Genomic DNA, 12,372 nt, shown 5'->3' with positions numbered 1-12,372 from the left:
ATGCGGTACGCCGAATTCTTCGAGTGAAAGTACGCGCTGGACTTTTCGAAAAGCCAAGCCCGGCAAACCGCCTGTTATCTGGCGACCGTTCGCTTATTGGCAAGGCAGAGCATAGAGAAGTGGCGGCGCAAGCGGTGCGCGAGTCTCTGGTACTGCTGAAAAATAAAAATAAAACCCTCCCGATTTCTGCAAGCAAACGCATATTGGTAGCGGGCGATGGTGCGGATAACATCGGCAAGCAATCAGGTGGTTGGAGTATTACGTGGCAAGGCACAAATAATACCAACGATGACTTCCCCGGCGGCAGCTCTATTTATGACGGCATTAAAGCGCATGTAGACAATGCTGGTGGTAACGTACAGCTATCGGTTGACGGTAGCTTTGAAACTAAACCTGATGTCGCCATAGTGGTGTTCGGTGAAGAGCCTTATGCCGAGGGTCATGGCGATAGAGAAACCTTAATTTATCAACACGGGAGCAAGACAGATCTAGCGTTGCTAGAAAACTTGAAATCTCAGGGCATTCCGGTGGTGTCGGTGTTTATCAGCGGCCGACCGATGTGGGTTAACGCAGAGCTTAATGCATCTGATGCATTTGTTGCAGCTTGGCTTCCTGGCTCTGAAGGTGCAGCGGTGGCAGACGTTTTGTTTGGTGAGCAGGACTTTAAAGGCAAGCTGTCTTTCTCGTGGCCGTCAGAGCCTCAGCAGATCGTTAACAAGGGCGATGAAACCTATGAACCTTTGCTGCCTTATGGCTTCGGCTTAACGTACAGCGATGACAATGTTCTAAGCGATACGCTAAATACTGAAATTAAGGTGAGTACTGACAGCAACAAGCCGATGGAAATTCTAAAGGGCTCGGTTGAGGCACCTTGGGTATTATGGCTCTACTCTGGTGATGATTCTCTGGCAGTGAACGCAAGCACGCATACTGTTGGAGCCATTACTTATCGTACGGTTGATAAGGAAGTGCAGGAAGATGCGCGTAAAATCACTTTCGATGGCACCGAGTTCGCCGCTATGCGTTTTGCAAGCAAGAGCTTCTTCCGTGAAGATTTAAGTGCGCAACTACTTACGCATGGTGCCTTAAGCTTTAACGTTAGTCGTCACTCAGACATAAATGCACCTGTAACCGTAGGCATGAACTGTGAAGGCGAGGGAGACGCAGCGGGCAGCTGTTCAACTCAAATTGATATTAGCGAGCAGCTAAAGGCAATGCCAGCTGACACATGGACAAACATAAGTATTGACCTACAGTGCTTTGTTAATGAAGGTATCGATTTTACCGGCCTTGTTGTGCCGTTTGAGCTGGGAAGTTCAGGGAAGGCTAGCTTGAGTGTGGCAGATATTCAGTTTACCCCTGAGGCTGACAAATCGGCGAGTATAAGTTGCCAAAACTAAACAGTAAGTAGCTCTCAACGCTACTAGAAAAAACAACGCCGCCAACCTCAAAAACTGGCGGCTTTTTTTTGTTTGCACCGACCTTGAGCCTTCCGTTTATCGATCTATTATGCAGTTCATCCCGTAGCCAACCTGTAATATAAACAACAATCGTTGGTGAGATGAAAGTAGATAAGACGTGTTTCCGTCCTGCATTCATTCTTGTCATTCGGGAAAATTACAGGGTAGTAAAATGACAGATGAACAGCGTGAAACACCAAGTCTCTTACTTGCGTTAACACCTGTTGTATTGACGCTTTTAATCCTCGGCACCCAGATATTTTACTTCGGCGTGTTTGAGCCTCATATACCGCTTGCCATTGGCATAGCATTAACAAGTTTTGTTGGTACTTATCTTGGTCTAACGTGGGAAGAAGTGCGGGCAGGAATCTTTAAAGTTATCCATGTTGCGTTGCCGTCGGTAAGTGTACTTATTGTTGTAGGGATGATCATAGGTATTTGGATAGCCAGCGGTACGGTACCCACCATTATTTACTACGGGTTAAAGACCCTGTCTCCCCAAATTTTTCTGGCCGCGGGTATGGTTATCTGTGCAGTCGTTTCAGTTTCTTTAGGCACAAGTTGGGGCAGCGTAGGCACCGTTGGTTTAGCATTAATGGGTATCGGTGAAGGATTCGATATCCCCATGTACTGGACGGCGGGAGCAGTAGTTTCAGGCGCCTTTTTCGGAGACAAGGTATCGCCGCTGTCGGATACCACAAACCTTGCTCCAGCGGTTACAGGTACCGACGTGTTTTCACATATCAAGAATATGATGGCAACGACAATCCCTGCCATGGTGCTCGCATTTCTGATTTACCTTGGCGTCGGCTTCTTCGTTATCGATGCTCAGAGCGTCTCATTTGCAAAAATTGCAGGTATCACCAGTGCATTAGAAGATAACTTTACCGTTACGGGGTGGGCGTTATTGCCAGCGCTTGTTGTTATGGGGTTGGCCTTAAAGAAAATTCCACCCCTTCCTGCGTTATTTGCAGGAGCGGTTGTGGGAGGAGCTTTCGCCATATTTATGCAAGGGCAGAGTTTGCAAGCCGTTTTCGATTATGCAAATAACGGATATGCCATCCAAACCAATATTGTTGAAATAGATAGTTTGCTTAATCGCGGCGGCGTTCAGTCAATGATGTGGACTATTTCATTGGTATTGATTGCGCTTGGTTTCGGTGGAGCGTTAGAAACGACAGGCTGTCTAAGAAGCATTATCAATGCAATAAAGAGCAAAGCGAAAACCTTTGCTGGTACACAGATAGCAGCGGTTGGTACGGCGTTTTCTACTAATCTGGTGGCTGGCGACCCGTACTTGTCGGTAGCCTTGCCGGGAAGAATGTATTCACCCGTTTATAGAGGCATGGGTTATTCCACGCTTAACCTGTCCCGTGGCATTGAAGAAGGGGGCACGTTAATGTCTCCGCTCATCCCTTGGAATGCCGGTGGTGCGTTTGTGATATCTGCTCTTGGCCTGGGTATTTCTGGCGCAAACTTAGAAAACCTGCTGTACATCCCTCTTGCCTTTGCTTGTTGGACGGCGCCCCTAATAGGGATATTTTACGCCTACGTTGGCTGGTTCTCACCCAAAGCCACTAAAGTTGAAAAGGAAGAATGGGAGTCTTCTGGGGCCGAAATAGCGAAATTTAATAAGGACGGAACGCCCGTTACCGAGTAATGTTGGATAAGCGAAAACAGTCGCTTGAAACGCGCAAGTGACCGTAGCTAAAATTAGTTACTACAGTGTTAAAGTCTGATGACTCTAATACTGTAGTACGCTCGACTTATTGGCGTTCAATTCTTTGGTTTTCTTAGTCATCCTGACTGAAAATACAAACTCTATTCCTACCAAACCTTTTAGCGACATAAAGCGCTTCGTCACACTGCTTAATGAGATTCGATGTTTCAATCCCTGTTTGATACTGCGCAATGCCAGCAGAAAAGGTTTGTGCGCTGATATTTGGCGTAATACGCACTTTTCGATAACTATCAAGGATAGAGCTAACAACTTTTTTAGCCTCGGCAGCCGACGTGTTAGGAAGGCACAGAATGAACTCCTCTCCACCATAACGTCCAAATGTATCTGTTTTTCTAATCGACTTGGAAACGTGTTCACAAAAGGCTTTGAGTAAATCGTCCCCACACTCATGGCCATAGTTGTCATTGATTTCTTTGAAGTTATCTAAATCGATTAACACTAAAGATAAGTCGTTTTTATACGCCTTTGCTTCATTTAGCTCTAACTGCACTGCGCCGAGTAAACTTCTTCTATTACGAACGCCTGTGAGCGTATCTACGGTCGCTAATGTTTCCTGTTCTCTTTTCAACCTTCGCTGGACAGCATATAGATAGCTAATGAGGGCTAAAAGTCCTAATAAAGTCAGCGCCCCAGCAGTAAGAATTAGATTCATTCTGTTGCTATTTGCAAGTTCCAGTTGAGATGATTCGTGCTGTTGTTTTAAGAGTTGTAGTTTTCGCTCAGCTAACGCACTTTCATAATAGTCGCTAAACAGTTCTTTTCTGTCGTCAGTTTGATAGTAAAGAGATTGATAAAAGTTCTTACTATCTCGCAATGCTGAAATGGCAGCCTCTTTGTTCCCCAGCTGCTCGAAAAGAGAAGACTGAATAGATTTGAATTGTGCCCAATGTAAATCGGGTGAGCTGTACTCGTCACTCAAGTTGTCGATAATTAAAGCTGACAACGCGTTAGCCCTTTCAAACTCACTCTGTTCTACTAGTGCTTTGAACCGAGAAATTTGATAAGTATTAGTATCGTATGAGGTTGGTAGTAAGGATATGAAACTCTTAGTTTTTTCAATTAATTCATGTGCCTCTTTTACTTTTCCCAGAGCATAGAAATTTTCAATTTTTAAAACTAGTCCATAGGTGTAGGTATTCCAGTCCTCAATGGATGTAGCGTATTCGGTGTATTTTTCGAGCATGTCGAAAGCCTCATCTATTCGACCTAAGTTCTCGAGGCTTCTTCGTTGGCAGTCTAGGGCAATTTGGTAATACCGATGGGGGCTAGACAAAGGCCTAGTATAAAAAAAGGTCTCTGCACGAGAACACAATTCTAAAGCACGCTTATTCTCCCCTAAGTAAGACATATTGAGCCCTATCTCAAGCTCCATGTTTTCTATAGCACCGTCTCCAAAGAAGCGTTTTTCGGTTAATGAAGGCAGTTCGCCTAACACTTTCGCGCCTGAGTTTAGGGATGCTCTTATTAGTCCCATTCTCGCTAGAAAAATGGATTTAGTCGCAATAGCGTCAAAGTAAAGCTCAGGATCGTTGTCGTTAGCAAACGCTATTACTTCGTCAATAGTGCTATGGGCTAAACGCCACTTTTCCTGAATGGCGAGGTTATAAGCTGACAGAATGTTGTGTCTGAAATACAACGCTGGGTGTGAACGCTTTATATCTTTTAAGTGGTCTTTCGGGGCAAGTTTGTACTCTTCGAATCCCGTGGGATGATCAAGCATAGATTGCAGTAAAGCAATGTAAACAGATGCAAGAGATGACTGTTCAGATAAGACATCAGAGTCAGAGACTAATGCCGTTAACTCTTCTTCACTGTCGGGTTTACTGCCTATAATTTGGGAATACGCTTGGAAATATCTGTCATCGTCAGATGCGAAGGTATTGTTTATTCCCAACAAAAATAGCACTAGTACGCTAATACACTTCTTATACTTCACTCGCTTTCTTCTTTTATTACTCGTACCTGAGCTTGTCCAGTGAGGTTATCAAATATTGGAAGAAATGTTTGATAATTCTAGCGTGCTAAAACAAAAAAGGGCCTGAAAAGGCCCTTAGTATTATTGCTCTATCAACTTAGAAAGTATATCTAGCGCCAAGCGTGTAGCGAGGTCCGTACTGACGAGCAAATAAGAATTGCTCTTCGAATCGGCCGTAGCCACGCTCTGTTTCGTCGTTAATGTTTACGCCTTCTAGGAAGACAGTTAGGTGCTCATTCACATCATAGTTGATGCTGGCATCAACTTGACCAAAGGTGTCGAACTGAGTTGCTGGGTTATCTGAAGAACCTTGTGCTTGGCCAATACCCACAACATAGTCTGAGCGCCATGCATAGGTCACTTTTACAGAAAGGCCTTCTTTCTCATAAAACACTTGGAAGTTGGCCGAGTCACTGATACCTACTAGCGGGTCTTGCTCGTTCAGGTTGTAAGGATCGTATTCAACGTCACCGTCAACTAACGTTGCGTTGGCGCCGAAACCAAAACCAGTGTCGCCAAACGTGTGCTGTATAGCTAGCTCAATACCTTCAACCGTTTTTGAATCGCTGGAATTACCAGGCTGTGTGGTACGCCAGGTAATTAACGGGTCGTCCGCATTAGGGGTTACCACACCGTTTTCGTCAGCATAGCCGTTATCAATAAAGTAATTATAGATAGCGCTATCGGTGGCTTGCTCACCAGCTGCCGTTAATGCGGTCACGGCTTCGTTCCAGCGAGGACCCTGATAGATGTCACGTAAACCTTCGAACTGCTGATCTTGACCTGTGGTTGTAATGTAGTTTTCAACCGACTTTCTGAATAAACCCACGGCAAGCATGCTCGACTCGTCGTAGTACCACTCAAATGAAAGGTCTAAGTTAGTTGACTCGAACGGTAGCAAGCTGGTGTTACCCGCCGATGCGGTTCTCGCGCCAATTTTAGGACTTCCACTGAATGCCAAGCCACCTTGTAGCAAGCCAATCGGCGCTCTGGTAATTGATTTACCCCAAGAGAAACGCGCAACAATGTCATCCGTCACATCTACTTTTACGTCGAACATGGGTAATAAAATGTCATATTCGCCTGTAAAGTCTTGCACCTGTAGCTCGTCTTCAAACTGCGTGATCCACTCAGAAGCTGCGACCCAATTTACCTGCACAGGTACACGAACCTCCGCAGAGCTTGGCACTTCTGTTTCTTCGTAGCGTACACCAGCATTTATTTGCACGTAATAATCACCGACCTCGAAGTCCCACTCTGACTGAACATAAATAGAGTCGGTAATTTCCTCTACGTTACTGACAGAAGGCGCACCGCTGAAGTAAGGGTCGATAGAGTAAGCGTTACTCTCGCCAACGACATCACCAGTAATGAAAGCGAGTTGACGGGCAATGGCTTCGTCAAAATCATAGGTGTAATAGTAACCCGGATTCATGCCTGCGCCGCCACCGTCAAAGGCGTCTAGGAAGCCTGATGTGTCATTGCGAATAAACATGCTGTCTGGGAAAATTTCTGTGAAAGATGGACTAAAACCCGGGCCGCCGCGTAGTCCGCTCCACGCTTCAAAACCCGTCAATGCTTGTTCTGTTCGGGCGTAACCAAAGTCAATTTTAACCAGTGGAATGTCGAAAGCTGAGTTATACCACGTGCCGTCAAGCTGCAGCTGCTCAATATCAGAGCGACCTGGTGAGTAAATGAATTGGCTGAAGTTAGAGTCAATTTCACTAGGTAAGATTTCATTCGTACCGTTGTTCCAGTTCACATAAACTTGTGGAATCTCGCCTGCTCTGTAGTCGTAAACTTTTGACTCAAGCTGGTTTGAGCCCAGTATAATTTGGCCAGAGCTACCCAAACCTTTGTCATAACCGTTATCAATCTCGTTGTAAGAATCGTGGTAATCCAGACGGAAATGCCAATCGTCAGACACTACCCAGTCTAGGTTTACACCAATTGAACGCGCGTCAACTCGCGTGGTTTCGCGACTGGCAGTAAACGAGCCGTCGTCGCCACTAATATCGGCATAGACTGCTGTACCATTTTCGTCTAATTCGTACGCATTAATATTAGCGCCAAAGTTATTCCAAATACCCCATCCCACTGTGTTGGTGCCAGTAGTGGCGCGTGTTGCAGTGTAATCTATCGTTGCCGTAAAATCGTCAACTGGGCGAAATTGGAAAGTAATTTGGGCGTTTGAACGCTCACGCTGAACGTCAGTAATGCTGTAGTTCATGTCTTTAGGGAAGAACGCAGCGTCGGTAATATTGGTGCGGTTATCAACCACATTTTCAGGGTCTAAGTCAGGTAGTGCAGCGTTTTCTTGAAGCTGCCAGCCTTGAATATTAGCCGCTTGTTGTTGAAAGTCACGTTCTTGATGAGAGAATGACAGACCAAATCCAAACATGTCATCGGCAAACGTGTTGCTGTAGACACCAGCAATTTCAGGGGTTACGTCATCACCCGCTTCGTTAGACGAGTCGTAAATACCTTTCACTGAAAACGTGGCATTTTGTCCTGATTGCGCCAACGGCTTCATGGTAATAATGTTTACCGTTGCACCTAGTCCCCCGCTGGGATTTTCTGCACGGGCGGTCTTCTGAAGCTCAAGCGTGTTTACACCTTCAGAAGAAAGGTTGGCTAAATTGAAGGAACGGGTAAAGCCCGTCCCCGGCATTTGTCTACCGTTCAGGGTAATTAGGTTGAACTCAGGACCAAAACCACGAACGGTAATTTCACTACCTTCACCGTTTGAACGACTAATACTTACACCTGTAATGCGTTGAAGTGCCTCAGCCAGGTTGGTATCAGGAAATTTACCTAGTTCTTCAGCGGATATGGCATCTACTACGCCGCTTGAGCTGCGTTTCAAATCCATAGAGCGGATCATACTGCCGCGAATACCGCTTACTTGAATAACTTCAACTTCGCCCTCTGCCGGTGTTACCGCTTCTGATTCTTGTGCGTAAGAGGGAAGAGCTAGGGTAGAGCCCATCAACAAAGCCATTGATGTGGCAAGCTGGGTCTTTTTAAATGGTGTGTTTTTCATAATTGCCCTACTAATTCTTATCAATTGGTCACTGCCGCTTTAAAGGCTAAAGCGGCATTTGCTTTGTTACTGTGCTGCTATTTCTACATTGTCGATGCGATAAACTGCACCTTCGCCTTGCCCCCATGCTGGGAACATCATGATGACGTTGATAGCGCTGATATCTAAGCCTGCGTCATATAGGGTTTGTAGTGGGAAAGTGTATGTTTGCCATTCACCTTCAACCGGATCAGCACCTTCCAAGCTGGCCGACATTGGAAGTTCAACAGCAGAAGAGACATTAATGGACTCTACTTTGAACAACCAAGGTGCAGAGGCGTCGTTAGGCATTGAGCTTACTTTCATTTCAAACTTAATCGCGCCATTTGAAAGTAGTGATGAAGCATCGAATGATACGGTTTCATCAGCTAAGAAACCCATCACCGTTGGTGTTGCGCCAATGCGAAATTCTGCTACTGTGCCGTGTTCCGCGTCGTCTACTTCTTCAGTTGGCGTTGAGCCACCACAACAATCCCAGATTGACCATTGTTCAGCTGCTGTATCAGCAAAGAGCGTGATGCCCGCACCTGACGCATCTTCGCCGCTATCAGGGTGGTAAAATTTCACATTGTCTAAGCGATAAACCGCGCCTTCACCTGTGCCCCAAGCTGGGAAAACCATAATGACGTCGATAGCACTTACGTCCAAACCACGTGCCTGCAATTCTGAAATAGTAAATGTGTAGGTTTGCCATTCACCTTCCACAGGCTCCTGACCCTCAACGCTATCAGAAAGTGGCAATTCAACAGCAGTAGATGCGCCATTAGACTCGATTTTGAATATCCAAGATGCTTCGGCGTTACTAGGCGCACTCACTACGCGCATATCAAACTGCAATAAGCCACCGTCGGTAAGTGCTGTAGCATCGAACGGGGTGTCACCGCCGCCAGATTCAGGGCGCGTGATAAAGCCCATTACAGTCGGTTCTGCGCCAATTCGAAATTCTGCAGTTAGACCGTGTTCTTCGTTGTCCATTTCTTCAGTAGGGGTAGAGCCGCCACAGCAGTCCCACATAGGCCAGTTAGGGTTTTGCCCATCTTCGAAGATGACTAATTCTGGGTAGCTAGCTCCGCCTTCTTGCGAAATTTCTACGTTAGCCATGCGATAAACCGCGCCATTGCCGGTATCCCACGCAGGGAAAACCATGATGACATCGATAGCACTTGTATCTAAGCCTGCTGCTGCAAGCGCGCTAAGTGGAAATTCGTAAGACTCCCACACACCCTGTTCAGGCGCAGCACCAGCGGTGTCTGCGGGTCCTACATAGCCGTCCATCAGTGGAAGTTCTGCGGCATTTGAACCTTCAGAACTTTCAATCTTAAATAGCCAATTAGTTGTCGCATTTGCAGGCAGCGATGTAACTTTTAGATCGAATTTAACACTGCCAGTTTCTTCCATTGGAGACGCATCAAACGGAGACGCTTCACCTTCTGGATCGGTAATGAATTGAGCTCGACTGATAAAGCCCATTACCGTAGGTGTTTCATTAATAGCAAATTCGAAAACCTGTCCTTGCTCGGCATCTTCTACGAGTGCTGGTGTTGACCCACCACAGCAGTCCCACGCAGGCCAGTTTGGATTAGGTGTTCCGTCGAAAATAGTAAGGTTTTGTGCAACACCGGTTGACGGTGGTGAAGGGATAGGCGCCTCGCCTTCCACTAATGCATCGTCTAGTGAGTTGTAACCTGGGCGAACAGTTTCACAGCCCTTGCCGGTGTCTGGGTTCGATGCACATTCGTACACTCGAACATAATCGACCTCGTAAGTCTGACCTTCGGCAAACGCTTCAGCATCAATACCTGTTTCGTTTACGTTAGCTGGCCAGTCGCCACCTACTGCAAAGTTAAGGATAATGTAGAATTCTTGATCGAATGGCGCGTTGTCCCAGTGAGTGGTTAGCTCACCTGTGCCTTGCTCAAAGTATTCCGCATACCAGCCGCGGTGAGAAAGTCCAGTTGCGTCACCGTTTGCGTTATAACGAACTTCTGAACGACGCTGCGTAGCGTAAAGGTAATCGTCCATGTACCAGCGAATTTCGCCTTCTTGCCATTCAACGGCGTAGGTGTGAAAGTCGTCTGCTGGATTCGCTCCATCAGGAAGCGAGTAGGCTTTGCCTGAGCTATCGTTATTTGGCCATTCTTGACCATAGTGAAGGGTGCCGTGAATATGGCTTTCAGGATTGCCATCGGCATCTAGTGCCTTAAGGTTTACGGCTTCCATGATGTCAATTTCGCCAGAACGAGGCCAGCCACCGTAAACCTCATCAGTAGGCATCATCCAAAACGCCGGCCAACTGCCTTGGCCCGAGGGTAATTTAGCACGCATTTCAATACGGCCGTATTTAAAGTCTGCTTTGTAGCGCGTGTTTAGACGGGCTGACGTATAAAGCTTTTGCGCTCCTTCTTCCGCGGGTAGAGCAACAATTTTTAGGCTACCGTCAGACACAAATGAATTGTCTTCGCTGTCGGTATAACACTGAGATTCATTATTGCCGCCACCGTCGCAGTTTACTTCATGAGTCCAGTTGTCATCGTCAATACTGTTCCCATCGAACTCGTCGCTCCATACCAGCTCCCAGTCAGAAACGGGTGCCGCAGGATCAACAACGTCGATGTCTGTAGATGTGGTTGCTCCGCCTCCACAGCCAAATAGGGTTGCGACTGAGATCGCGGCAGCTATCCGCGAAAGTTGAGATGCTTTTTTCGTCATTGTTTTCAGCCCTGATCTAAAGAAATTGGGTTTTTATGTAGTGGCAAATGCCACGTAAAAAGCTTTTTGTAAGCGCTTACAATTTAGGTCAAATAAAAATGGCTGTTTGAAAGCGCTTACATTACATTAAGCGACTGACACATAAAGATCAATACTGTTCTCAAAAAATTAACATTTGGCTGTCGGTCTTATTTTTGTTGTTTTTCGTTTATTTTCAAGTAAAACAATAAGATAAGGTTGTATTAGAGTGTGGGTTAAAATTTAAAGGTGCTTGTTTCACTCACTATTTACAAATTATCTCAGGGACTTGTTAATGACCTGTGCTCGATATTTTGTTCGCACCTAGGTACACATCACGTTAAGCTCAATATACGATCTCATGTGAGTTGTTATTATGCATCACCACAATCACAGCACTACCGCCTCCAATCATCATAAAGGTCAGCATCACGGCCATCACCACGGTGCGCATGCTGAAGCGCTAGGCACAGATTCCACACGCATTGGATGGGCGTTCTGGCTAAATTTCATCTTTACTATTATTGAATTCATCGGGGGTTGGCTTACTAACAGTGTCGCCATAATGGCAGATGCTGTTCATGATTTAGGAGACTCTCTATCCATAGGTCTGGCGTGGTATTTAAATAAGCTCGGGAATAAAGCATCTACCGAAAAGTATACGTATGGCTTCAAACGGCTAAGCCTTATGGGAGCTATGATCAACGGCGTTATCTTGGTGATTGGCTCAATTTGGGTGTTGTCTGAGGCCATCCCTCGTTTATCTAACCCCGAAATGCCCATTACAGAGGGTATGATTGGATTAGCGATCCTAGGTATTGTCGTGAATGGATTTGCAGCTTATAAACTCCACGGCGGTCATTCGATGAATGAAAAGGTGCTTAACTGGCACTTAATTGAAGACACGATGGGGTGGGTAGCGGTACTGGTAGTAGCCATTGTGCTCCATTTTGTTGAATGGCCTATACTCGACCCAATTTTATCTATTGGTTTTACGCTATTTATTTTGGTCAATGTTGTTCGGTATGTTGTGCAGACCATGTCTTTGTTTCTACAGGGCGTACCTGACTTGGCTACAAGGAGTGCTATTAGCAACACGCTTTTGAAAATCGAGCACGTTGAAGAAATTCACCATGTACATTTTTGGTCGCTTGACGGAGAGCAGCACGTGCTTACTGCACACGTGGTAATAAACTGTGCAATAGACAATGACAAACTGAGAGCACTCAAAAAGGAAGTTCACGAGCGTTTAGCCCCCTTTGAACTTGCTCATACCACGATAGAGTTTGAGTTGCCGGGTGAGCCATGTCGTGATGATAATGACCATTTACACGCCCACTCTCATGAACACCAGCACGAAGAGATAAATTAATACTATTATTTGGTC

Annotated in this window: 6 protein-coding genes; 3 read left to right on the top strand and 3 right to left on the bottom strand. The window is 45.9% G+C overall.

What is annotated here, in order from left to right; genetic code table 11:
* Both QVA83_RS14825 and nhaC read left to right on the top strand, forming a co-directional pair.
* A partial coding sequence (locus tag QVA83_RS14825) for a putative glycoside hydrolase (RefSeq protein ID WP_287498632.1) occupies positions 1-1,400 on the top strand: 1,400 nt, incomplete at its 5' end.
* A gap of 232 nt (positions 1,401-1,632) precedes the next feature.
* The gene (gene nhaC / locus QVA83_RS14820) at positions 1,633-3,120 is read left to right on the top strand and encodes a Na+/H+ antiporter NhaC (RefSeq protein WP_287498631.1); all 1,488 of its coding nucleotides are present in this window, start codon (positions 1,633-1,635) and stop codon (positions 3,118-3,120) included.
* Positions 3,121-3,253: 133 nt separating this feature from the next.
* On the opposite strand, the gene QVA83_RS14815 is transcribed toward nhaC, so the two are convergent.
* From QVA83_RS14815 to QVA83_RS14805, 3 genes are all read right to left on the bottom strand, one after another.
* Positions 3,254-5,137 (bottom strand): GGDEF domain-containing protein, encoded by a 1,884-nt coding sequence (locus QVA83_RS14815; RefSeq protein WP_156078964.1) that lies wholly within the window; start codon positions 5,135-5,137, stop codon positions 3,254-3,256.
* Between the two features lie 136 nt (positions 5,138-5,273).
* Entirely contained in the window at positions 5,274-8,219 is a 2,946-nt protein-coding gene (locus tag QVA83_RS14810) for a TonB-dependent receptor (protein WP_156078963.1), read from the bottom strand.
* Positions 8,220-8,285: 66 nt separating this feature from the next.
* On the bottom strand, positions 8,286-10,967 hold the full coding sequence (locus QVA83_RS14805; protein WP_287498630.1) for a glycoside hydrolase family 16 protein: 2,682 nt from the start codon (positions 10,965-10,967) through the stop codon (positions 8,286-8,288).
* A 394-nt stretch (positions 10,968-11,361) separates the two neighbouring features.
* On the opposite strand from QVA83_RS14805, the gene QVA83_RS14800 reads away from it, so the two are divergent.
* Positions 11,362-12,357 carry a cation diffusion facilitator family transporter gene (locus tag QVA83_RS14800; RefSeq protein ID WP_156078961.1) on the top strand — a complete coding sequence of 332 codons (996 nt, stop codon included), beginning with the start codon at positions 11,362-11,364 and terminating at the stop codon, positions 12,355-12,357.
* Positions 12,358-12,372: the final 15 nt, after the last annotated feature.

This window comes from Alteromonas sp. AO-Serp, from assembly GCF_017849675.1.
GTDB classification, from domain to species: Bacteria; Pseudomonadota; Gammaproteobacteria; order Enterobacterales; family Alteromonadaceae; genus Alteromonas; species Alteromonas macleodii.
This window is presented reverse-complemented; position numbering and strand designations above follow the sequence as displayed.